Raw genomic sequence first — 21,548 nt, 5'->3', positions numbered from 1 at the left:
AATCGTAGCTTACTTACCGACTTCGGTGACCTTGATGGCCTTTTTCGTCTTCCATGCCCGGTAGGGAGCAAGGGCCTCCATCCGTTTTTCAGGAACGTAAAAGAGTCGATCGCCGTACTTCACGAGTATACCCTTGTAGTGAGCGTACTTTGTGTGATGATCGACGAGTCCGATTTCTTCAACGGCGTTCCAGTTCTCGCATGTTTTTAGCGTCGGCACATGCCGCAGATAGAGCTCGCGAATCGTGCCTTCTTTAACGGAGTCTCTGAGGATCTTCTCCCATTCCATATCGGCCTCATACTCCGGGCTGTTTCTCATTTGTAAAGTAATTTAATATCGGGTTGCGGGCGGCTCCGACCTCATCGACCCGCGTCACAGGCGCCCTTCGCGGAAGCGACTTCAACGACTCATCGCCTTCGTTCATGCGGCGCACGATATCTTTGACGACGGCGGCGAAGTGAACGACGCTTTCGGGGCTTTCGGTTTCTGTCGGTTCGATCATGATCGAGCCCGAAACGATAAGAGGAAAGTACACCGTCGGAGGATGGTATCCATAATCGATCAGCGCCTTGGCCAGGGTCATCGTATCAAAGCCCGTCTTCTTGAAGCTGGCATCGCTGAAGACGGCCTCGTGCATCGAGTCACCGGAGGAGGCGAGGCGCAGAACGTCTTTCAGTTCTTCGCGCACGATATTCGCGTTCAATGTGGCATGTTCGGCGACACGCTTCAGGTCGCTTCCGTAAGTCAGGATGTAGGTCAGGGCGCGCACAAGAACGCCGAAGTGTCCGGGACCTGATTTTACGCGTCCGATGCTTTTCTTCGGAGCCGACCAGACGAAGCGATCTCCCTCTTTTGCGGCAAGCGGACCGGGCAGAAAGTCTACGAGTTTTTCAGAGACGACGACGGCAGCTGCGCCCGGGCCTCCGCCTCCATGCGGAGTACTGAAGGTTTTATGCAGATTGAGATGACAGACGTCCACTCCCATCTTACCGAGAGAGGCCTTGCCGACGATGGCGTTAAAATTCGCCCCGTCCATATAAAGCAGCGAGCCGTTTGCATGCAGAAGATCGGCGGCCTCTTTGATCTGCGATTCGAATACGCCGAGCGTATTGGGATTGGTGATCATCAGAGCGGCCACATTGCTATCAAGGGCGGCCTTCAGCGCCTCAAGGTCGAGCATGCCTTCGGGGCCCGACTTCAGCTCGCGAACCTCGTAACCGGCAAGGGCACAGGTAGCGGGGTTCGTTCCGTGAGCGCTATCGGGCACGACGACGACCTTTCGCGTGTCGCCGCGATCGCGGTGATATGCCTGAATCAAGAAGAGTCCGGTTAACTCTCCGTGCGCGCCCGCCGCCGGTTGCAGCGTGATGCCGGCCATGTCGGTAACGGCGGCGAGCTTCTGCTGCAATTCGTACACCAGCTTGATCTGCGGCTGAATAAAGGCTTCGGGCATCGACGGATGGGCGTCTCGAAGATGCGGAAGCGACGCCATCTCTTCGTTGATGCGAGGATTGTACTTCATCGTACAGGAGCCGAGAGGATAGAAGTTCAGATCAATGCCGTAGTTCCATGTGGACAGCCTGGTAAAGTGCCGGATCACGTCGGGCTCCGATACCTCGGGAAGCGCGAGTGCGGCGTCGCGCAGCATTTCAGGCGGCAGATCAAGAGCGAGATCGGCGTCGTCTGCGGGCAGAGACGATCCGACCCGACCGGGATGAGATCGTTCGAAAATGAGCGGCTCTTCAAAGATCTGTCCGTTTCTTGTGACGGCAAGTTGCGGTCTGTTGTTTTCCATATAAATCTATTCCCTGATTCGGTCTGCTCGATTGGCCTTATTTACTGGCGGCCGTCACGGCCGACAGCCACAGGTTAACGTCTTCTACGCTTTTCGTTTCATCGAAGGCGCAGAGCAGACGATTCTCGTCGAGGATCGTTCCAGGAGCGACTCCGTTAGACGCCATGCATCGCTCAAAGACCTTCGCCGCCGCCACCGGCGTGCGGATAACGATCTCGTTGAAGACGGGCGAATCGGCGAATTCAAGCTGCACATTGGATTGCAGCTTGAGCTGTCTGCGCGCATGGTGGGCGAGCTTCGCCGAACGTTCTGCGGCCGCTCTCAATCCGGCTCTGCCCATCACGCACAGGTGAATGGCGGCGCGAAGGGCCATCAGTCCCTGGTTTGTGCAGATGTTCGACGTCGCCTTCTCGCGACGGATGTGCTGCTCCCGTGCGGCCAGGGTAACGACGAAGGCGCGTCTGTTTTCAAGATCTTTCGTCTGTCCGATCAGACGACCGGGCAGGTTGCGCACCTGATTCATCGACGTTCCAATAAAGCCGAGCCAGGGGCCGCCCAGGCTGAGCGGGATGCCGAACGATTGCGCCTCGCCGCAGACGATATCGGCTCCGCATGCGCCCGGTGATTTCAACAGGGCAAGCGAAAGGGCTTCGGTTACGGTGACGACCATCTGCGTTTTCTTATCGTTGCAGATGGAGCGAATCGCGTCGAGATCTTCGATGACGCCGAAGCCGTTCGGTGATTGCACGATTACGGCTGCCGTATCGCTATCGATGGCCGACTGAAGAGCGGCGGCATCGGTGTGACCGGTCGCATCAACGGGAACAGTCACAAAAGAGAACGGACCGTTTTCGGCGTATGTTTTCAGCGTTTCGAGATACTCGGGATGCAGTGCCGAAGAGACGACGAGTTTATACTTGCGGGCAATCCGGCAGGCCATCAGGCCCGCTTCGACGGTAGCGGTCGAGCCGTCGTAAAGGGAAGCGTTAGACACCTCGACGCCCATCAATCCGGCCATCATCGATTGATACTCAAACATCGCCTGAAGCGTACCCTGACTGATCTCGGGCTGATACGGCGTATAGGCCGTCAGAAACTCGCCGCGCGAGACAAGCGGATCGATGATCGAAGGAATATAGTGATAATGTCCGTTGCCGCCGAGAAAAGTAAGAGGGACGGATTCGCGAGAACTGAGGTGTCTTCGGATCTCGATCTCGCTCATAGCCGGACCGAGTGAGGATGCCGGTTCGGTTAAAAACTCGGCGGGTAGACTTCTGAAAAGTTCATTGAGATTTTTCAGGCCCAGGCGCTGAAGCTGTTCTTTAACCTCAGCTTCGGATACGGGTAGGTATTTCAAGGCGCGTGACTCCGTTTTATTTTTCGATGTATATCAATGATCGAGGCTTTGAACGAGGGCATCGTAGGCCTGAGCGTCCAGAAGGCCGTCGATTTCAGCCTGATTGAAATTTCGAATCTTGATTATCCAGGAGCCGTAGGGGTCCTGATTGATCGCTTCGGGCTTGCCCGAAATGGCCGTATTGACCTCGGCAATCTCACCGCCGACGGGAGCATAGAGATCTTCAGCCGCCTTTACCGATTCAATGAATCCAAACGATTTACCGGCCTCTACCTTCTCGCCGACGTCGCCCGTTTTCACGAATACGATATCGCCGAGAGCATGCTGGGCGTGATCTGAGATACCGACCAGGGCAACGTCGCCCTCCACCTTCAGCCATTCGTGGTTTTTTGTGTATTTGTAATCATTGCGGATTTCTGACATAGGGGCACCTTTTTTCCTCGGGATTGGTACGTCAATTCGCCCTTTTTCTTCCTGCCGATCCCTTTACGAAGGCACCGGAATGAAGCTTCGCTTTGACCCGACGGTCCCTGATCAGGATCTCGATCGGGCGTTCTGCTGTGATGCTATCAAATGGAAGAAAGGCCGATCCGATTCCTTTCTTCAAGACGGGGGAGTAGACGCCGGATTGCACCTGACCGACGACCTTGCCGTCTATCAGCACATCCATGCCTTCTCGCGCTATGCCGCCCTCTTCGAGAACGAAGCCGCAGATCTTATGATCCGGATGGCTCTGCTTCTGCTTTAGAATGTGATCCATATGTGGATAAGGTGCCGGCTTCTCTTTTACGATCCAGCCGATGCCGCTTTCTACAGGTGTGCGATCTTCCGTGAGCTCATGCCCGTACAGCGGATACATGGCCTCAAGCCTCAGGCTGTCACGCGCTCCGAGACCGGCCGGCAGGATTTTCGCTCCTCCAAGATCAATCAGTTCTTTCCATAGAGAGGGAGCTCGATCGTTTTCGCACATGATCTCAAAGCCGTCTTCGCCCGTATATCCGGTGCGGCTGATGCGCATCGTATCGGTATCAAAGAAATGGTAATACGCAAGGGCGTCGATGCGGTCAGAAGGGAATGCACTGTGCGATTTCAGTATCTCTTCGGCAAGAGGTCCTTGAAGAGCGAGCAGGGAGTATCGGTCGCTCAGGTTCTCAAGTATGACGCCGGGCTCTTTCTTCTCGTTGAGATGGGCCCATATCTTGTCGACGTTCGATGCGTTCACGACTATGAAGTAAGATGAGTCGCTTTCGCGAAAGATCGTCACGTCGTCCCGAATGCCGCCGTTATCGTTCAGGATGGCGTTATAGCGAATCTGCCCGTCTTTCTGTCCTTCAAGTAAGTTTGGAGTGATTTTTTCGAGGAAGCCTTTCGCATTCGGTCCAGAAACTCTAACTTCGCCCATATGGGAAACGTCGAAAAGTCCACATTCATTGCGGACTTTCATATGTTCTTCAAGGATGGAGGAGTACTGAACCGGCATTTCCCAGCCGGCAAAGGGAACCATGCGGCCTGCAGCCTGTTTATGTGTATCAAAAAGGACGGTGCGTTGCAATGACATAGCTCCAGGTTTCGTTCTGCATGGAAAAAGTCATTGAAAATTTAATGCTTAAAACGGAGAAAACGGCGGCGATCTCGGCAGTCGGCATGTGCAACAATAAAAACCTCAAATAAAAAAAGTGTGAAATGGTAAATGTTATAGATTGTATATGTTTTTTATTGATCGCAAGGGGACAGAATACTTTTATTGCGGCCCTTTGCTGTAGCGTGGATAAGTTGTGAGGCGGGGTGGCTTCGGTCAGTCTTAAATCGAAAAAAATGGAAACCGAAGGTTCTTCAATGGTTGCATGATTATCACGTTTTCAAAAACTGTTAATTCCTTCGAAACAGGAAATTGATCGGACGGATAGAATGGTGCCCCCGGAAAAAGACAGACATAGAAAAAATGCGGCTGGAATTTGTCAATGTTCCGGTTGCGGAAAAAAAACAACGCAGCTTTATCAGAATAATCTCTGCAGAGAGTGTCTTTCAGAGAAATTCAAAAGCATTCGCGGCTTTATCGATGAAACAAGATCTCGTATTTTTGAAACATCGGCCGTTAAAACGGGCTCTCGCTAATCATGCATCGTGCGTGAGATTCACTCGCGCGCGATTCCTCGCTCTATTTTTCTTTTCGCTCATTTCTTTTTTTACAGCATGTTCCGATTCGGGCCCTCAAATGCTACGCGGTACGGGCCTCAGTGCTTCTGAAAGCAACCTGCTTCTTACGCTGAATGCGGGCCTTTTTGAGACTGCGACCGATCATACCGATGCTGAAAGCGTACGCAACACGATGACTCTGTTTGAAGAGCAGTTCCGTCGGGCCAATGACGGAATGTCTCTTCGTATTATCGTAGATCAGCCTTCTGACGCCGTCTTTGTGATGGAGCGTATGTCCAGAAGGTATCGCGTCGGCCCTCCTCCGGAGAGTGTTCTTGAAAGTCTGCATGCGAAGCTGGAAGGCGGGCAGTTGCAGCCAGATGAGGATGAACGGTCACGCATCATGAAGTTCCTCTCAGGTATTCATGAATCGAATCCTTACTATATAAAGCACGAAGATGGTACCGTCTTTCTGGCAAGCGGCCTTCAGCTTTATTCAGGCGGGCAGGTTCACTACGATCTGATGATCCTTTCGCATCCGCTCATAGAGGATCGTGCCGATGCCTGGACCTGCTGTTCTTTACAGGCAAATAGGAAAGAGTATGTCGCTCTTCCCGCTCCGGGACGCTCTGCGCTTGATGGCGCAGCCGTGGCGACGGCGAACAATGTCGATCAGATTCGTGTGGCATTGCAGCGTTTGATTGGTACGGATTCTGAATGGAGGCTTTCGTCCTCTCGCCGCAGTCTGTTGAGGCTCTATGCTGCAAGAAATGGAGAGCTGAAAAGAGAGGAATGCAAGCAACTGTCGGCGGCGCGCCTGTCAATTCAGGAACTACAGGGAGTTCAGCGTATCGCCGTTGAGGAATCCATCCAGGAAATCGAACGATTCTGTTCTGAGAAGTGACGTTCTGACCTGATTCCTCATGCTTCAGGCAGATTGGTATCTTGCTATCCCTACTTTCTCTATCGTAAATGAACGCAATATCACTTGCTTCTCCGTTAACCGCACGATTTTTTTTCGTCATGCTCGATAAACGTCTTTGAATATGCCTTTCCCGAATGTTTCCATTCGTTTTTTTACGTCACATAGTGTGGTTATGACGAAGAGTTATTGGTTTCTTCTTTTTCTCGGATTCTCATCTCTCAACCTCTGCACTCCGGCCGTACATGTGACAAACAAGTCTGGATGTCCGCAGAGCAAGGAATACAGATACACATCGACCGATCCCGTGCGTTGCTCCGTGATGCCCGTTTGCGAGTTCGGTACGCCTTTTCGTAACGAATGCGGTTGTGGATGCAGAATCGATGCGCGAGATATTATGGCCGGCGTGACTCGATGCAGCGAGGTGCAGCGTCGGGTGGATTACTGCGCCGAGGTCTATGCTCCTGTTTGCGGATGGTTTGCCGTCCGACCGTCGGATTGCAATGACGGCTATTGCCGCGAATCGTTCGCCAATTCCTGTTTTGCCTGTAAAGATCCTCGAGTGAAAGCCTTCACGTCGGGTAATTGCCCTGCACGTTAACGTTGTCTGCAAGCTATCGGCGCATCTCAATAAACGAACGTGACAGTACACGCCTGTGGCTTCCGTGCAGGTCGTCGCTGCATGTCCGGTTCCTCAATAAAAAAGCGCCGCCCTTTTGAGGCGACGCTTTTTGCGGGTTGATCCCGCTTCGAGCCACAGGCGGAATTACATATCCATTCCGCCCATGCCTCCCATTCCACCCATGCCGGCCATGGGGTTTCCTTTATCCTTCTCGGGCATATCGGTGATCGCAACTTCCGTCGTCAGGATCATCGAACCGATCGAAGCGGCATTCTGCAGCGCAGAGCGAACCACTTTAGCCGGATCAAGGACGCCGGCTTTCGCCAGGTCTTCCCATTCGAGCGTTGCAGCGTTGAAGCCGATGTTTTCTTTCTCGGCCAGAGCACGCTGAACGATCACGCTGCCTTCAAGGCCGGCGTTGTTGGCGATCATGCGCACGGGCTCTTCAAGAGCGCGGTAGATGATCATCGAACCGGTCTTCTCGTCGCCTTCAAGGCTCAGACCTTTGATGGCTTCACGGCTGCGAAGCAGGGTGATACCGCCGCCGGGCACGATGCCTTCTTCGACGGCAGCGCGTGTGGCCGACAGAGCGTCTTCAACGCGAGCCTTCTTCTCTTTCATCTCGACTTCAGTAGCAGCACCGACGTAGATAACGGCGACGCCGCCCGAGAGTTTAGCCAGACGTTCCTGCAGCTTCTCGCGGTCATAATCGGATGTCGTGTCGCTGATCTGCTTGCGAATCTGAGCGATACGGCCTTTGATGTCGGACTCATTGCCCGATCCGCTGATGATGGTGGTGTTTTCTTTGTCGACTTGAATCTTATCGCACTGACCGAGCTGCGACAGCTCAACGCTCTCAAGCTTCATGCCGAGGTCGTCAGAGATAACCTGTCCGCCCGTCATGATGGCGATGTCTTCGAGCATGGCCTTGCGGCGATCGCCGAATCCGGGAGCCTTCACGGCGCAGATCTTGATCGTCTTACGCAGGTTGTTCACGACAAGCGTTGCAAGGGCTTCGCCTTCCACTTCTTCAGAGATGATGAGCAGCGGGCGACCCTGCTGAACGACCTTCTCGAGAACGGGAAGCAGTTCGCGCATATTCGAGATCTTCTTCTCGTGGATCAGGATGTAAGGACGCTCGAACGTGCAGATCATGCCTTCCGGATCGGTTACGAAATAAGGAGACTGATAGCCGCGGTCGAACTGCATACCTTCAACGACGTCAAGAGTCGTATCGATGCCTTTTGCTTCTTCTACGGTGATAACGCCGTCGTTGCCGACTTTAGCCATCGCATCGGCGATGAGCTGTCCGATTTCGCGGTCGTTGTTAGCCGAGATGGAAGCGACGGCGGCGATGTCTTCTTTGTTGGAGCCGACAGGCTTCGAGCGCTTCTTCAGCTCGCCGATAACGGCCTCAACGGCCTTCTCGATACCGCGCTTCAGGTGCATGGGGTTTGCGCCGGCCGTTACGTTTTTCAGACCTTCGTTTACGATAGCCTGAGCAAGAACGGTAGCGGTCGTCGTTCCGTCGCCGGCAACGTCGTTGGTTTTCGTGGCCACTTCTTTGGCCATCTGTGCGCCCATGTTCTCAAAGGGATCTTCCAGTTCGATTTCCTTTGCAACGGTAACGCCGTCCTTCGTAATCGTAGGAGCGCCGTATTTCTTGTCGATAACGACGTTACGTCCGCGAGGACCGAGTGTGGCGCGAACGGCGTTAGCCAGTTTGTTCACGCCGGCCTGCAGCTTGCGGCGGCCTTCTTCATGAAATTCAAGTTGTTTTGCCATTGATTATCTCCTGTGAATGATGATCAGCCGATGACGGCCAGGACGTCGCTTTCGCGAACGATCAGGTAGTCTTTGCCGTCTTTTTTGATTTCCGTTCCGGCATATTTGCCATAGAGAACGCGGTCGCCGACCTTAACGGACATAGGAACGACCTTGCCGTCTTCCGTACGTCCGGGGCCGACAGCGACAATCTCGCCTTCCTGCGGCTTTTCTTTTGCCGAGTCCGGGATGTAGATACTTCCGACCTTCTCCTCTGCGCTATCGAGAGGAGAAATGACCACACGGTCTGCGAGTGGTTTGATATTCATCTCACTTCCTCCAAGAATGGTTGGGTAAATTTTGAATCTGTGCCAAAAAGATTAGCAAACGAATATGGACTCTGCTAATCGAATTGCAAAGAACACAGAGAATGGCCTCCGGTCAATTAGAAAATCAAAAAAATTTGCAGTCGGGTGGGGGGATTGCTAAATTGGAGCCCCTGCCGGCGCTTCGGTGCAGAGACCGCTCCCGGAATGCTCCGGGAGCGCTCTTGACTCTTCGCCTTCTCTATGGTAAAATCAATCCGCTGAGGTATTACGAAGATGAGAAGATTATCGATCCTGCTTTTGCTGGCGCTGACCCCGGCCCTCATGGCAGAAGAGGATCCGTGCTCCCCGATCGAAGAGGTGTGTGTGGAGGTGCAGGGACGTATCTTCTGCGGCCGAACGCCTGAGGCCTTCTCGGCATACGGGCCTGTTGTGCATGCAGAGGCGGAAAAGGCCTTCAAACGCAGGCAGCAAAAGTGTGAAGAGTTGCGCAAGAAAAAGCAAAGCGCCGGACCACTTCAGAAAGCCGCTTGTTGAACGGCGCTTTCTGGCCACTCAAATGCAACACCGGCTTCGGCGGTTTGGGCCGGCGACGGTTTAGCCCGGCCTGAGAGCCGGGCCACCGACTGTGATCAACGAGCGGCTGCGAGAGCTGCGTCGTAGTTCGGCTCCTGCCCGATATCGGGAACAAGCTCAGAATGCTTTACCGTGCCATCCGGACCAACGACGACAACGGAGCGAGCGTGCAGGCCGGCAAGAGGGCCGTCCTCCATACGAACGCCATAGGCCTTGCCGAAATCCTGATAGCGAAAATCCGACGACGTCTTTACGTTCTTCAGTCCTTCGGCGCCGCAGAAGCGGTTATGAGCGAAGGGAAGGTCCATCGAAACGCAGAGCACCGTAGCGTTCGGAACGGACGAGGCCGACTCGTTGAATTTGCGCACAGAGCTGGCGCAGACGGCCGTGTCGATGCTGGGGAAGATGTTCAGAATCAGGGTTTTGCCTGCGAAGCTTGCAAGATTGAGCTCAGAAAGATCTGATCCGACTACCTTGAAGTCCGGCGCTTTCTGGCCGACGGCGGGAAGCGACCCCGATGTATGAACGTCGTTGCCTTTGAATTTTGTTGTTGCCATCCGAACAGAATACTCACGCTTTCGAGATCAGGCGAGACGAAAACACGCGAGAGGGGCCGCACCGGCGTTTTAACGGAGCGCGCCTTTCAGAGTCGTTCCGGCCTGTAGCTCTGTAGCGTTTTCATGTAGTTTGCCCGTTCGAAGGCCGATGGATTGGCGACCTTCGCGTAACTCATCGAGCCCTTCATCTGTTCTACGGAAACGTATTCATGTTCTTCCATCCAGCGTTGCAGGCCGATGACCAGGTTCTGAATGTGCTCGGGGCCGCGGCGCAGAAGGGCCGATGCCGTCATCGTGATATCGGCGCCGGCCATCAGCGCTTTGACGATATCGGTAGCGTCATGGATGCCTCCGGTGGCGGCCAGGTCGATCTTCAGATGATCTCTGAGGATGGCGATCCAGTGCAGCGCAAGCAGTCCGTCGCCCGACTGACTGAGCTTCAGGCGCGGCTTTACCTGAAGCTGCTCGATGTCAAAGTCGGGCTCGTAGAAGCGGTTAAACATCACAAGGGCGTCGGCGCCGGCCTCTTCAAGGCGACGGGCCATATACGACATAGAAGAGAAGAAAGGAGCGATTTTTACGGCGATCTTGAGTCCCGTGCGTTCGCGTACCGCACGCACGTCGTTCACATACATCTCTTCGATTTCGCGGGGATCATGATCGAAGTCGGCCGGAATATAAAAGATGTTCAGCTCAAGGGCGTCGGCTCCGGCCTGCTCGATCTTTTCAGCCCAGCTCATCCAGCCGCCCGATGAGACGCCGTTCAGGCTGGCGATGACCGGTATCTTCAGGTGTTCTTTCAGACGGCGAATCTGTTCGAGATAGGCCTCTCCGTTAGCCGAGGCATAGGCGTCTGGCTCGGGAAAATAGGTTAGCGCCTCGGCGAAGGTATGCGAGCCGTGTTCGAGAAAATGATCGAGTCGATGCTGGTCGTCGAGGATCTGCTCCTCGAAAAGAGAGTACATCACAAGGGCGGGAGCGCCGGCATCTTCAAGACGTCTTGCCGTATCGGTGTTTTCAGAGAGCGGCGAGGCCGAAGGAACGATCGGATGCGCAAGATCGAGTCCCAGATACGTCGTTTTAAGATTCATGCCTTCTCTCCCTGTGCACGTGCCGCCGCTTCTTTCGCGCTTTCATCGGCGATCTCTTTGTAATGCAGAAAGTTACGCTGTATCGTATGCTTCGCCGATGTCAGAAGCGTAGCGGCCCGCTTCGGATCCATCATACGCAGCAGGCTGTAGCGCGTCTCGTTGTAGATATAATCCTCAAGAGGCACGTCGGGGTCCTTTGAGTCGAGCACAAGAGCCGGCTCCGCCGTTTCGCGCAGATCAGGGTGATAACGAAAGAGCGGCCAGTGCCCGCTGCGAACGGCAAGCCGTTGCTGCGTCAGTCCGTCTTTCAGGTCGTAACCATGCGCGATACAGTGCGAGTAGGCGATGATCAGCGACGGTCCGTTATAACGCTCCGCATCGATGACGGCCCGGATCGTCTGTGCGTCGTTTGCTCCGAAGGCGACCCGGGCCACATAGACGTGTCCGTATTGGAGCGCCTGAAGGGCCAGATCCTTCTTGCCCGTTTCTTTTCCCGCTGCCGCGAATTTCGCCACGGCGCCTAACGGAGTGGCCTTCGAGCGCTGTCCTCCCGTATTCGAATACACCTCGGTATCAAGAAGCAGTATATTCACGTTGGCGTTTGATGCAAGGACGTGGTCGAGTCCGCCGTAGCCGATGTCGTAGCCCCATCCGTCGCCGCCGATGATCCACAGAGATTTGCGTACAAGATAATCGGCCAGATCATAGAGCTCGGTATCGGCAGCGATGCGCGTTTTCAGCGTGTCCACGAGTTGCCGCTGTTCGTAGATATCGGCCTCGTCGTGTTGCGCGTTTATCAGAAGAGCCGTTACGAGATCGTCTCCAACGGTAGAGCTTTCGTTTTTTAAAAGCTGGATGGCTCGATCGCGCAGCTGATCGACGGCCAGACGCATGCCAAGGCCGAACTCGGCGTTATCCTCAAAAAGCGAATTCGACCATGCCGGACCGCGTCCGTCGGCGCGATGGGCCCAGGGCGTCGTCGGCAGATTGCCGCCATAGATCGAAGAGCAGCCCGTTGCATTGGCGACGAGCATGCGATCGCCGAAAAGCTGCGTTACAAGCTTGATATAGGGCGTTTCGCCGCATCCGGCGCAGGCGCCCGAGAACTCAAAGAGCGGTTCGAGGAACTGTGATCCCTTTACGGTATGAATGCGATCGATAGAAAGACGATCGGGCCAGGGAAGGGCGTCAAAATGCCTGTATAACTCCTTCTCTTTTTCGATGGTGTCGGCGGCGGCATGCATATTGAGCGCCTTGCGTGCCGTATGCGACTTGTCGCGCGCCGGACAGACCTCGACGCAGAGCGAGCATCCGGTGCAGTCCTCGGGCGATACCTGAATCGTGTACATGCTGCCGGCTTCGGCGCCTTTTAGCGGCATCATGCGAAAGCCGGCCGGAGCCGACGCGCCGTCATGCGTTTTGATGCGGATGACGGCATGCGGACATACGAACGAACACTTGCCGCACTGGATGCACAGATCGGGCTCCCAGATGGGAATCTCAAGGGCGATGTCGCGCTTCTCATACTTCGTCGTCCCGGTCGGATAACTCCCGTCCAGAGGAAAGGCGCTGACGGGCAGCCCGTCGCCGCGACCGGCGATGATCTCAGCCGTTACGTTTCGCACGAAATCGGGCGCCGGTCCGCTGATGGACGATCGCATGGGCACGGAGCCGATGGGCGCCCCGGGCAGAGGCACCTGATACAGCCGTTTATGCGCCTCTTCGATGGCGGCGAAGTTCTTTTTTACGATGGCCTCGCCGCGTTTGCCGTAGCTTTTCTCGATGAAGTAGCGCATCTTCTCAAGCGCCTGCTCTCTGGGGATAGAGTTGGCTAACTCAAAAAAGGCGGCCTGCATGACGGTGGAGATGCGCCCGCCAAGGCCGACGGAGCGCGCCACATCAAGGGCGTCGATCGTGAAGATGCGAATACGTTTTGCGATGGCCGCCTTCTGCAGATCGACGGGAAGCTTTGCAAAGAGTTCGCCGGGCGCATACGGGGCGTTCAGAAGCAGGATGCCGCCTTCGCGCAGATTGTCGATGGTGGCAAGTCGTTCGAGCAATCCGAACTGATGCACGGCCACAAGATCGGCGGATTGCACAAGATACGGAGCGTCGATCGATGCCTGCGTCGGTCCGGTGCGCAGATGTGATACGGTCACCGAGCCGGATTTCTTCGAGTCATAGACGAAATGCCCCTGGCCGAACTGATCCGTTTCTTCGCCGATGATCTTGATCGAGTTCTTATTCGCGCTGACCGTGCCGTCCGCGCCGAGGCCGAAGAAGACGGCGCGAAAGCCTTCGTCTTCGACGTTATACTTCCGGTGTTCGGCGGTGACCGCAAGGCTTGTATGATTCACGTCGTCTTCGATGCCGACGGTAAAACGTTCTTTTGTGGGATGCTGCAATTCGTCGAATACCGATGCCGCCATCGCCGGCGTGAACTCTTTGGACGAGAGGCCGTAGCGTCCTCCGATGACCGAGCAGGAACGTTGCCCGAAAAGAGCGGCCATGACGTCGAGAAGAAGCGGCTCCCCTGTAGCACCGGGCTCCTTTGTGCGATCGAGCACGGCCACGGACCGAACCGTTGCCGGCAGGGCGTCGCGAAACATCTGCATATCAAAGGGGCGGTAAAGGCGAACGACAAGCACGCCCGTTTTGCGTCCTTCGCCGTTCAGAAGCTGCGAGGCGCGCCGCGCCGTTGTGGCGCCTGATCCCATCATGACGATGACATGCTCGGCATCGGCAGCGCCATAGTACTGATAGACCTGATACGAGCGCCCGGTCAGCTGCGCGAAGCGATCCATATGCTTCTGCACGATGGCCGGCGCCGCGTCATAAAGAGCATTCGCACGCTCCCGGGATTGAAAAAAGACGTCGGGATTCTGCGCCGTTCCGCGAAGCACCGGATGATCGGGGGTTAACGCACGCTGGCGGTGCTCTCGGATCAGATTACGATCGATCATCGTATGGATCGTTTCGTCGCTTAAAGGAAAGATCGTCGATACCTCATGCGAAGTGCGAAAGCCGTCGAAGAAATGCAGAAAGGGCAGTCGCGTTTCAAGCGTCGCCGCATGGGCGATGAGCGACAGATCGTGCGCCTCCTGCACGCTCGTTGATCCGAGAATGGCGAAGCCCGTCTGTCGCGCCGCCATCACGTCGGAGTGATCGCAAAAAATCGAAAGGGCATGCGTTGCGACGGAGCGTGCAGCTACATGCAGCACAAAGGGCGTCAGTTCGCCGGCGATCTTGTACATGTTCGGAATCATAAGCAGAAGGCCCTGAGACGCGGTAAACGTCGTCGCAAGCGTGCCTGCCTGCAGCGCTCCGTGTACAGCGCCGGCCGCTCCGCCTTCGCTCTGCATCTCAACGACGGCAGGCACCTGCCCGAAAAGGTTCGGTTGCTGCGTCGCCGCCCAGGCATCGGCCAGCTCGCCCATCGGAGAGGCCGGCGTAATGGGATAGATGGCGATCAGCTCGCTCAATCTGTAGGCGATGCGGGCGCAGGCCTCATTGCCGTCGACGGTAAGACGCGTTTCCATTGTATCTGTTATAGCCGATGCAGCGGGGGTGAGTCAAGCGAATCCGTGAAAATGTTTGCCACGCGAAGCAATTCCGATCGTCTGTTTTATTTAATACTCTGTACTGCTATGAAACGATTCCTGAAAAACGTTCTCAAAAACATCGGCAGGGGTTTGATCTCCGTCACAACCGGCCTGCTGTTATTGCCGTCGGGTCTTTTCTCGCAGGAGCCGGATGAGGCAGATGCCGGCCGAAAGCCTTATTATCTACAGATCAGCCCTGGCGTCAGCGTTCATTCCACTTCGCTCTATATGTCGGGGCATGGCTTCAACGCTACGATGGGGCAGAGCGGTTATGGCGATGTGAGCTGGTCTCTTGATATGAAATCGCCGGACTTCGTTTTTTATCGAGGGCAGAAATACCAGTTCGGCGTCTATCTGCTTGTACATTCGGGGCCGATCAAGCTGACCGAACAGACCATCGAGGTCGATACGGGTTCGAGCGATTCGGGAAGTTCGAGCAGCTCCGGAGGCTCCTCAAGCAGCTTCTTGCGGGCTCTGGCCACCGAACAGGCAGGGCCGACGACGCGAACGGCGAACCTCGGAACTCGCATGGACGGCTTCTATACGTATGCGGTGCCGGCCTTTTATTTCGGCGGCGATGAATGGACGACGTTTCGCGTCGGCATGGGCATCGGCGTCGGCAACGTGCAGATGAGCGGCACCGTCGACATGCAGGACTATCTCGGCCCGTTCTTTGTCGCGATGAATCTCGATAACGGCACCAAAGAACAGACCCTTCGCAGCCTGAGCGCCTATCAATTGATGACAGGGTTAGTCGGTCCGTCCACCGATCCGATTCGAACGATTATGCTCGCCTCGCTCGATCAGCCGGGCATGCTTGAAAACTACGGAGCCTATGCGCTTGCAAAGGGATGGGTTGATCTTAACGGCGATAGCTTCTTGCAGATGCTGGCAGCGAGTATCCTTGCAAATGAGTATTCTCTGAACCACCTTGAAACTTTCGGATTGCTTGCACTGCAGCGATCGAGCGTTGAGGTGCGAAAAAAAGGAGCGGCCGCATTCCTCATGTTTGTCGAATTGCCCATCGCACGGACCTTTAAGTTTCGAGTCTCGTTTGGAGGACCATTCTTCTATTATCAGGGTTATCATTATCGTCTGACAGGCATGGACTTCGCTCTTTATATGCCGGTGGAGATATGAGATTGGGGTGACCGTGCGCGCTTCATACTGATCGAGCGTAAGGGTCAGGTCATGGAAATTGACGTGGCAGAGTGGTTGAGAAGAAGAAGCGAGAAGCAGGAACGGCGATGAACCATCCCGAGGTTAACGAGGACCATCATGATCGTTTTTCAGGATTCGAGTACAGGAACGGTGGCGGGTATCGGCGACAGGCGCATAGTCGATTGTTTTGTGAGATTTTTATCTGCACGCCTGAACGGAGAGGCCCGCTTCCCGCTGGTATTGAAGGCGCTTCGAGATTCAGGGGAGATCGGTGTCGATCGGATAGATGAAGCGGTGTTAGAAGCGCGATCGATTGATCGAATACTGGGGAACGCTACTTCGTATGGCATGGAAGAAGTTCGGAGCCTCAAGACTGAAGAGAGCGGTGACTTTGTCTGGAAAGAGCTGCTTCGTGTTATGGAGCTAACAGCGACTTACCGAGCGGGCTCTTTCCTGGTCAGAGAGCTGGGCTTCTGGCGGCTTCTGGATGACATCGGGAAAAAGAGACGGAGTAAAAAAAGGGGATAGTGAAGACGTCAGGGGCCGGTAGAAAAGGAGTGGACGGGGCAATTGGGCAAATCAATTCTAAAGACCGAGGCAGTAATATGAAACGATCCTTTTCCGCCAGCGTTACAAAAGAAGATGGAATCTATGTTGCTCAATGCCTTGAAGTGGACATAGCCAGTCAGGGCAGTAGTCCCGAAGAGTCTCTCGCTAACTTGCAGGAGGCCCTTGCACTGTATTTTGAAGACCCCCGGCCCACCATTACTCCCGACATTAAGAAGATTGAGGTTGAGATAGGTGCCGCCTAAATCTCTGCCATATAGCGAGATCAAAAGAAAACTTGAAGCAGCCGGTTTTGACCCAAATACGCGTCTCACGCCGCCTTCTTCACTGGAAAATATCTGTGATGGAGGCCTCGGACTCTCGGTATGGCGATCAACGGTCGGTCGGGAGGCCTTTCCGATCTCTGTCTTCCCACGGGCGAATCTCTTCCAATAGAAGAATGCGTGCGATCCTCGTTATAATAGCGAACGTATTCTTTGACGAGTTTTCTTAGGTGATTCTCTGAGAGCGGGATGACATGGGCGGTGAGCTCTCTTCGAATGGTTCCGACAAACCTCTCTGCGAAGCAATTCTGCCACGGGCTGTGAGGCGCCGTTCTGAGGGGAGTGATGGAAAGCACGTTTCCCATGAAGAGCCGGGAGTGGACGAACACAGGATCGTTGTCATGGACGATGTATTTCGGGATGGCCTTTCCAGCCGGGAAGGCTTCTTTCAGATTCTGTCTTACCCAGTCCATACCGGGATGAGCCGTAACGTTTACATGCAGAATCTCTCTGGTCGCATGATGGATGATAAAGAAGACGTAGAGCGGCGTAAAGTTCCACATCGGTACTACGAAGAAATCCATGGCTGCGATCTGCGAGGCATGAAGGTCGAGAAAGTTCTTCCAGTTCCCTCCGGGAGTCTTTGTTCGTTTCGGCATGTATTTGCGAACGGTATTGATATGCAGGCGATAGCCCGCCATCTGTAGCTCGCCGAGGATGCGCTCCGGCCCCCAGGTAGGATTCTCTTCTGCTATGCGTCTGATCTCGTCTCTTAGCATGCGACGTATTGCTGGTCGTCCTGGATTCTTTCTTCGTGAAATCCATTTCCAGAAAAATCCGTAGGCCTCTCGATGCCATTTGATCACGGTAGCAGGCTTTACGAAAGCAAGAGCATTCTTCCAGAGATCGGCAGGTAGAATGCCTGTTAGGATGACCCAGAGGATTCGGTCGAGTTGTTTGATTCGAGGTTTCTGGATAGATCGCTTATAGACGAGAAGCTGATGTCGCAGCATGAGATTCTCGGCGACGAGATAGCGGTAAAGGTAGAGTTGTAAGAGGAGTAGAAGAGCGCACATGAATTCTGAAGAGGCATTTTTTCTGGCGTGATTTGAGGACGATCACGCTTAATAGAAAGCGATGCTCTATTATTCCTCCGGCCAGGGGAAAGGATTCTCTTTTATAAGAGTATCCCAGGGAACAGGATCAAGCGCATGTGCCTTGTTCATGCGGCACTCCTGGCCCGTGTTTGTCGTTACCCACATCAAGCATTCGACATAGACAAGCTTTGTCGGCAGCCTCTTCACCGCATCCTGTAGATTCCCGAAGAAAATGGCGTCTTCATAACTCTCCAGCGAGAGTGGCCGGCCGCCGTTTGCCGCATCCAGCTTCGTGAGAAGAGCGTATGTCGTTGCTCGGTGTAGACAATCCTTTACGGATCGCGTTACCATAAAGGGGCAGAAGACGATGATCCTTCCTGTGGAGGGAGCATTCGTTGACCGGATACGATAGGCGACGTCCATGATGCCGCCTGAATCCCCCGCGATTACGTGATGCAGAAGCACGATCTCAAGAATCGTATCGCCTGATGCGCCTGCCTGCATTATGGACCGGAATAGTCCGTTCTCTCGAATGGAGGCCTTGACTGACGACGTGAAAACGGCAAACTGCTCGGAGCTGAGCTCGCCTTCCTGCTCGATACCCCGCCCTGTCACATTGATTCGGAAATCCCTTGCCGACAGAGTGGACTGCACGGCGATGCTTTGATCCGAGGAGTGCAATCCGTCTACCTGCAAAGTGAACGGCGAAACGGTTGTGCAAGTATTAAGAATGAAAAGAGCACCGATGACGAGCTTTCTGTTCATAGATAGAGCTTTGTCATCAGCTTGAGGCGAGCAAGGAGATTTTTCTCGCTCAGCTTGGTTCCCTTAGGTTGGTTGCGAGAAAAATCCCACCCCACAAAAAAAGCACCCGGAGCATCTATAAGCCGGATTCTGTCGAGAATCGTCATTTATCTTGCCCGTGCAGTTCCCTGCCGGGTCTTTGCTCCCTACCCGCAGCCACGGCCGGACCGACCTTAACGGCTGCCTATGTGGGATTGCACCGAAGAGGGTTTACCGTGCCTCCTTCATCGCTGAAGGAGCGGTGGGCTCTTACCCCGCCTTTTCACCCTTACCTGCCCGAAGGCAGGCGGTATATTCTCTGTGGCACTTTCCGTGCGCCGTCCATTACAGACGGCACCCCGGGAATTACCCGGTCTTCTGTCCTGCGGTGTCCGGACTTTCCTCACTCTCTTGCGAGCGGCGCGACGATTCGATGCTCCGGGTACTGCACTGTTTTCGAGAAGGGCAGAGCAGGCAAGCAGTTTGAAAGCGACATGTGTGAGCGGAGCAGGATGTAAAGTTCACGGGCCGGCTCTAAAGTCAAAATGAAATAGGCCGAGGTATAAGGCATGCGACGCCTGCTCCTCTTGATACTCATGCTGCTCCCTCTGCTTGCACTGGAATCACGCCCTGACCTCGATGATCCGTCGCTGACGCCAGAGCAACGCGAGGAGCTGATTGAGAGGCAGGAGGATCTCTGGAATATGGATAAGAGGCCTGTCTCGCTCGCAGCCATGCGAGAGGGGATGCTGGAGCCGATCGTTCAAACCGTAATCGGGGGTAGAGCAGAGACTCTGACCTTTGAATCGCTACAGCTCTCGGTGCCCGAAGGAGCGTTTCGCAAAGGCCGGCGCATCCGCATCGCGGCGATCGTGCTGGATCGACCCGAGGATTTCGTTTTCTCGCCCGTTCCTATGGTTTTACAAACTGGAGAGCTGCTTGAGTCTACGGGCATGTTTCGCCTCTCGTTCACAGACGAGAGCGGACGACCCGTTCGCCCGTTGCAGCCGCTCAGCGCTTCGATGCCGGCCGTTTCAGGATCAGATCAGGCCCGCGTCTATCGTTATACGGGATCAGCATGGCAGGAGGTAGCTCGCAGCGCACAGCCGTCCCGGGCGCCGACTTCGCTGCAAGAAAGGGAGGCGAATCCGTTCGGTCAGGCTCCGGCCGATCCCGATGCCGTTGTGAATCCGGCGAATCCGAGTGATTGTTGGGAGGGTTGCGGCTTTCAGATCTATGACCGCATCGATAGCGAACAATGGTGGAACTTCGATATTCCGAAGCCAGACTTCACATGCGTGGCCGTTGAAGTGGATGCTTCGCTCGAAGGATTTGAGGTTCAGGCTGCCGGTGTGAGCTATCAGGGGATCAGTTACGGCATTCGTTCGGGTAACGTCGTTCAGTTGAATATGCTCAAGAACAAAGAAGTGAAGATCTGGGCTCTGCAGCGACGTGGCGAAAGCATCGTCGCTATCGGCAGCCTGCCTGTTCTGCGCTCACCCGATGTGACGGCACATACAAAATCAAAAGGCGGCTGTCGGATCGTCGGTCGCATTGAGATGAAGCCTCTTCCTGTTACGGTTATGAAGAAGCGTGAGGCCTTTCTGAAGGCCATCAACTGGCCCGGCTATTGAGCCGGCCAGGAAAACGTTTGACTTCGTTTCATCAGAGCAAGCATGGGCGGATGCGGCTCGTATTACTGACTGCATTCTTCCTGTCTGCCTGCGTTGTGCACTACGTTGATGTGCCGTCGACTTTTTCTGAATCGAAGCATGAACGGAATCAGGATATTCGTCTGTTCGTTACCGTTCGCCAACTCTACGATCCCGTTCTATCTACTGATGGGCGCAAGTGGCCGACACACGAAGATAGAGACTACGGTCGGCTTGTGCTTGAAGGATTGCAAAAGGCGATAGGCTCACAAAAAGGCGTCGTTATCGATGAAACGTCGCCCCTGAGTATAACGCTGCAAACGACGATGGCACCGGACGAGCAGTGGAACCGTGCCGGATGCTTCACGCTTCTGGTGATACCGGTCTGGCGTTCCTATACCTATCCTGTCGATGTGATCGTTCGCTATAGAGGCCGGGAGATACGACGCAAAACGTATTATTACAGCACAACGAAAGTGGTCGGATGGATCAGTCTTCCCGGGAATCTTCTTCTATCGAGCTGGCATCCCCGCTTTTATGCCGGCGAGGACTTCAGGAGCAAAGGCCTGCACGATAACTTCGCCTCCTTCTTTGAGAATGTCGCCGCTGATGCCGTGCATGCTGCCCGAGAACAGATGCAGGCATCGGGCTCAAACGATGGGCCCTGAGGCAGCACCGATCAGGTTAACCCTTTAATCTCGAAAGAGATTGTGGCAGCCCACACAGGCGGTGACGATCTGATTCTGCATCAGTTGCAGCTCGGCCATCGAGGCCGTATGGGCCTTTTTCTTCATTTCGAGGGCATTCTTATGGATGGCCTCGTCAAGGGCGGGGATCTCCTTCTGAATCCTGTCGGCGTTCTTGCGCAGATACGGCTTCAGTCCGCCTTTTGGCGACGGATGATCGGTGATGGCAGCCGCTCCGGCTTCGATCATATAGCGGTTGTTGGTGAGGATGCCGAACTGTGTGCGCTCGGTCTGCTTGGCAAGATCGTGCATCACCTGGATTAGCGTCAGATCGGTCGATCCGCCCTGTATCGCATGGTCGATATGCTCTTGCTTGTGGTCGTCTGCGGGCGCATGGCTATGTTCCGTATCGGAATGCTCAGAGCAGCTGAGCGCCAGCGATACCAGAAGCGCCGCAGTGAAGATATGGAGGAGTTGCTTTTTCATAGGTTGTTTCCCATAGGTTGTTCTCCATAGAATCAGAAATTGGTCGTGCGGCGATTGTTTTTATACTTTCAGATCCTGAATCCTGGCGGCTCTTTCTTCTCTCAT

21 protein-coding genes and 1 other RNA gene are annotated in these 21,548 nt (G+C 54.7%); 8 read left to right on the top strand and 14 right to left on the bottom strand.

Translation table 11 applies throughout. The features are described 5' to 3' along the window. Positions 1-9 precede the first annotated feature (9 nt). Genes LEPIL_RS04175 through gcvT form a run of 5 tightly spaced genes read right to left on the bottom strand, consistent with a single transcriptional unit; the run spans position 10 to position 4,710 of the window. On the bottom strand, positions 10-288 hold the full coding sequence (locus tag LEPIL_RS04175; RefSeq protein ID WP_002770253.1) for a hypothetical protein: 279 nt from the start codon (positions 286-288) through the stop codon (positions 10-12). Positions 289-295: 7 nt separating this feature from the next. Continuing rightward, the gene (gcvPB, locus tag LEPIL_RS04170) at positions 296-1,795 is read right to left on the bottom strand and encodes an aminomethyl-transferring glycine dehydrogenase subunit GcvPB (RefSeq protein WP_002770252.1); all 1,500 of its coding nucleotides are present in this window, start codon (positions 1,793-1,795) and stop codon (positions 296-298) included. 37 nt (positions 1,796-1,832) lie between these two features. Further along, the gene (gcvPA, locus tag LEPIL_RS04165; protein ID WP_002770250.1) at positions 1,833-3,152 is read right to left on the bottom strand and encodes an aminomethyl-transferring glycine dehydrogenase subunit GcvPA; all 1,320 of its coding nucleotides are present in this window, start codon (positions 3,150-3,152) and stop codon (positions 1,833-1,835) included. Between the two features lie 33 nt (positions 3,153-3,185). After that, on the bottom strand, positions 3,186-3,575 hold the full coding sequence (gene gcvH, locus LEPIL_RS04160) for a glycine cleavage system protein GcvH (protein ID WP_002770248.1): 390 nt from the start codon (positions 3,573-3,575) through the stop codon (positions 3,186-3,188). Between the two features lie 31 nt (positions 3,576-3,606). Then, positions 3,607-4,710 (bottom strand): glycine cleavage system aminomethyltransferase GcvT, encoded by a 1,104-nt coding sequence (gene gcvT / locus LEPIL_RS04155; RefSeq protein WP_002770245.1) that lies wholly within the window; start codon positions 4,708-4,710, stop codon positions 3,607-3,609. Between the two features lie 657 nt (positions 4,711-5,367). Here gcvT and LEPIL_RS04145 point away from each other — a divergent pair. Then, the gene (locus LEPIL_RS04145; protein WP_002770243.1) at positions 5,368-6,192 is read left to right on the top strand and encodes a hypothetical protein; all 825 of its coding nucleotides are present in this window, start codon (positions 5,368-5,370) and stop codon (positions 6,190-6,192) included. Positions 6,193-6,385: 193 nt separating this feature from the next. After that, complete coding sequence (locus tag LEPIL_RS23315; RefSeq protein ID WP_143464647.1) at positions 6,386-6,811, top strand: hypothetical protein; 426 nt, start codon at positions 6,386-6,388, stop codon at positions 6,809-6,811. A 165-nt stretch (positions 6,812-6,976) separates the two neighbouring features. On the opposite strand, the gene groL is transcribed toward LEPIL_RS23315, so the two are convergent. Beyond that, positions 6,977-8,617 (bottom strand): chaperonin GroEL, encoded by a 1,641-nt coding sequence (gene groL, locus LEPIL_RS04140; RefSeq protein WP_002770238.1) that lies wholly within the window; start codon positions 8,615-8,617, stop codon positions 6,977-6,979. A 23-nt stretch (positions 8,618-8,640) separates the two neighbouring features. Next, complete coding sequence (gene groES, locus LEPIL_RS04135; protein ID WP_002770236.1) at positions 8,641-8,925, bottom strand: co-chaperone GroES; 285 nt, start codon at positions 8,923-8,925, stop codon at positions 8,641-8,643. A 273-nt stretch (positions 8,926-9,198) separates the two neighbouring features. On the opposite strand from groES, the gene LEPIL_RS04130 reads away from it, so the two are divergent. Beyond that, positions 9,199-9,459 (top strand): hypothetical protein, encoded by a 261-nt coding sequence (locus tag LEPIL_RS04130; RefSeq protein WP_002770235.1) that lies wholly within the window; start codon positions 9,199-9,201, stop codon positions 9,457-9,459. Between the two features lie 95 nt (positions 9,460-9,554). Here the strand turns inward: LEPIL_RS04130 and tpx are convergent, their stop codons facing one another. From tpx to nifJ, 3 genes are all read right to left on the bottom strand, one after another. Beyond that, positions 9,555-10,055 (bottom strand): thiol peroxidase, encoded by a 501-nt coding sequence (gene tpx / locus LEPIL_RS04125; protein ID WP_002770228.1) that lies wholly within the window; start codon positions 10,053-10,055, stop codon positions 9,555-9,557. Positions 10,056-10,141: 86 nt separating this feature from the next. Continuing rightward, on the bottom strand, positions 10,142-11,146 hold the full coding sequence (locus LEPIL_RS04120) for a dihydroorotate dehydrogenase-like protein (RefSeq protein ID WP_002770226.1): 1,005 nt from the start codon (positions 11,144-11,146) through the stop codon (positions 10,142-10,144). Continuing rightward, a complete protein-coding gene (nifJ, locus tag LEPIL_RS04115; protein WP_002770224.1) occupies positions 11,143-14,685 on the bottom strand; it encodes a pyruvate:ferredoxin (flavodoxin) oxidoreductase in 3,543 nt (1,180 codons plus the stop codon). The genes LEPIL_RS04120 and nifJ overlap by 4 nt, the downstream gene beginning before the upstream one ends. A 51-nt stretch (positions 14,686-14,736) precedes the next feature. On the opposite strand from nifJ, the gene LEPIL_RS04110 reads away from it, so the two are divergent. From LEPIL_RS04110 to LEPIL_RS04100, 3 genes are all read left to right on the top strand, one after another. Next, positions 14,737-15,888, top strand: coding sequence for a hypothetical protein (locus tag LEPIL_RS04110; protein WP_002770223.1), 1,152 nt, complete (start codon positions 14,737-14,739; stop codon positions 15,886-15,888). A gap of 138 nt (positions 15,889-16,026) precedes the next feature. Continuing rightward, on the top strand, positions 16,027-16,437 hold the full coding sequence (locus LEPIL_RS04105; RefSeq protein ID WP_002770221.1) for a hypothetical protein: 411 nt from the start codon (positions 16,027-16,029) through the stop codon (positions 16,435-16,437). Positions 16,438-16,514: 77 nt separating this feature from the next. Beyond that, positions 16,515-16,721 (top strand): type II toxin-antitoxin system HicB family antitoxin, encoded by a 207-nt coding sequence (locus LEPIL_RS04100; protein ID WP_002770219.1) that lies wholly within the window; start codon positions 16,515-16,517, stop codon positions 16,719-16,721. A gap of 65 nt (positions 16,722-16,786) precedes the next feature. Here LEPIL_RS04100 and LEPIL_RS04095 read toward each other — a convergent pair whose 3' ends face one another. From LEPIL_RS04095 to rnpB, 3 genes are all read right to left on the bottom strand, one after another. Then, the gene (locus LEPIL_RS04095) at positions 16,787-17,815 is read right to left on the bottom strand and encodes an integrase core domain-containing protein (RefSeq protein ID WP_002770217.1); all 1,029 of its coding nucleotides are present in this window, start codon (positions 17,813-17,815) and stop codon (positions 16,787-16,789) included. A gap of 69 nt (positions 17,816-17,884) precedes the next feature. Beyond that, positions 17,885-18,601 carry a hypothetical protein gene (locus LEPIL_RS04090; protein WP_002770215.1) on the bottom strand — a complete coding sequence of 239 codons (717 nt, stop codon included), beginning with the start codon at positions 18,599-18,601 and terminating at the stop codon, positions 17,885-17,887. Between the two features lie 102 nt (positions 18,602-18,703). Next, positions 18,704-19,061: RNase P RNA component class A (gene rnpB / locus LEPIL_RS22680), an RNA gene on the bottom strand. A 127-nt stretch (positions 19,062-19,188) separates the two neighbouring features. Between rnpB and LEPIL_RS04085 the strand changes: the two genes are divergently transcribed. Further along, a complete protein-coding gene (locus tag LEPIL_RS04085) occupies positions 19,189-20,253 on the top strand; it encodes a hypothetical protein (protein WP_002770213.1) in 1,065 nt (354 codons plus the stop codon). A gap of 50 nt (positions 20,254-20,303) precedes the next feature. After that, positions 20,304-20,939 (top strand): hypothetical protein, encoded by a 636-nt coding sequence (locus LEPIL_RS04080; protein WP_002770211.1) that lies wholly within the window; start codon positions 20,304-20,306, stop codon positions 20,937-20,939. 24 nt (positions 20,940-20,963) lie between these two features. Here the strand turns inward: LEPIL_RS04080 and LEPIL_RS04075 are convergent, their stop codons facing one another. Continuing rightward, entirely contained in the window at positions 20,964-21,443 is a 480-nt protein-coding gene (locus LEPIL_RS04075) for a hypothetical protein (protein ID WP_002770208.1), read from the bottom strand. Positions 21,444-21,548 lie beyond the last annotated feature (105 nt).

Origin of the sequence: Leptonema illini DSM 21528 (assembly GCF_000243335.1) — a bacterium.
In the GTDB taxonomy this organism is placed as follows: Bacteria; Spirochaetota; Leptospiria; order Leptospirales; family Leptonemataceae; genus Leptonema; species Leptonema illini.
The sequence above is the reverse complement of the archived record's forward strand: the minus strand, read 5'-3'. Positions and strand labels throughout refer to the sequence as shown.

Excerpts from the sequence above, each read along its gene's own strand:
- LEPIL_RS04100 (WP_002770219.1), top strand. The coding sequence starts at position 16,515 with ATGAAACGATCCTTTTCCGCCAGCGTTACAAAAGAAGATGGAATCTAT.
- LEPIL_RS04175 (WP_002770253.1), bottom strand. The coding sequence starts at position 288 with ATGGAATGGGAGAAGATCCTCAGAGACTCCGTTAAAGAAGGCACGATT.
- LEPIL_RS04080 (WP_002770211.1), top strand. The coding sequence starts at position 20,304 with ATGCGGCTCGTATTACTGACTGCATTCTTCCTGTCTGCCTGCGTTGTG.
- groL (WP_002770238.1), bottom strand. The coding sequence starts at position 8,617 with ATGGCAAAACAACTTGAATTTCATGAAGAAGGCCGCCGCAAGCTGCAG.
- LEPIL_RS04090 (WP_002770215.1), bottom strand. The coding sequence starts at position 18,601 with ATGAACAGAAAGCTCGTCATCGGTGCTCTTTTCATTCTTAATACTTGC.
- LEPIL_RS04130 (WP_002770235.1), top strand. The coding sequence starts at position 9,199 with ATGAGAAGATTATCGATCCTGCTTTTGCTGGCGCTGACCCCGGCCCTC.
- gcvT (WP_002770245.1), bottom strand. The coding sequence starts at position 4,710 with ATGTCATTGCAACGCACCGTCCTTTTTGATACACATAAACAGGCTGCA.
- tpx (WP_002770228.1), bottom strand. The coding sequence starts at position 10,055 with ATGGCAACAACAAAATTCAAAGGCAACGACGTTCATACATCGGGGTCG.
- nifJ (WP_002770224.1), bottom strand. The coding sequence starts at position 14,685 with ATGGAAACGCGTCTTACCGTCGACGGCAATGAGGCCTGCGCCCGCATC.
- LEPIL_RS04110 (WP_002770223.1), top strand. The coding sequence starts at position 14,737 with ATGTTTGCCACGCGAAGCAATTCCGATCGTCTGTTTTATTTAATACTC.
- LEPIL_RS23315 (WP_143464647.1), top strand. The coding sequence starts at position 6,386 with ATGACGAAGAGTTATTGGTTTCTTCTTTTTCTCGGATTCTCATCTCTC.
- LEPIL_RS04075 (WP_002770208.1), bottom strand. The coding sequence starts at position 21,443 with ATGAAAAAGCAACTCCTCCATATCTTCACTGCGGCGCTTCTGGTATCG.
- LEPIL_RS04145 (WP_002770243.1), top strand. The coding sequence starts at position 5,368 with ATGCTACGCGGTACGGGCCTCAGTGCTTCTGAAAGCAACCTGCTTCTT.
- LEPIL_RS04120 (WP_002770226.1), bottom strand. The coding sequence starts at position 11,146 with ATGAATCTTAAAACGACGTATCTGGGACTCGATCTTGCGCATCCGATC.
- gcvH (WP_002770248.1), bottom strand. The coding sequence starts at position 3,575 with ATGTCAGAAATCCGCAATGATTACAAATACACAAAAAACCACGAATGG.
- LEPIL_RS04085 (WP_002770213.1), top strand. The coding sequence starts at position 19,189 with ATGCGACGCCTGCTCCTCTTGATACTCATGCTGCTCCCTCTGCTTGCA.
- gcvPB (WP_002770252.1), bottom strand. The coding sequence starts at position 1,795 with ATGGAAAACAACAGACCGCAACTTGCCGTCACAAGAAACGGACAGATC.
- groES (WP_002770236.1), bottom strand. The coding sequence starts at position 8,925 with ATGAATATCAAACCACTCGCAGACCGTGTGGTCATTTCTCCTCTCGAT.
- LEPIL_RS04095 (WP_002770217.1), bottom strand. The coding sequence starts at position 17,815 with ATGTGCGCTCTTCTACTCCTCTTACAACTCTACCTTTACCGCTATCTC.
- LEPIL_RS04105 (WP_002770221.1), top strand. The coding sequence starts at position 16,027 with ATGATCGTTTTTCAGGATTCGAGTACAGGAACGGTGGCGGGTATCGGC.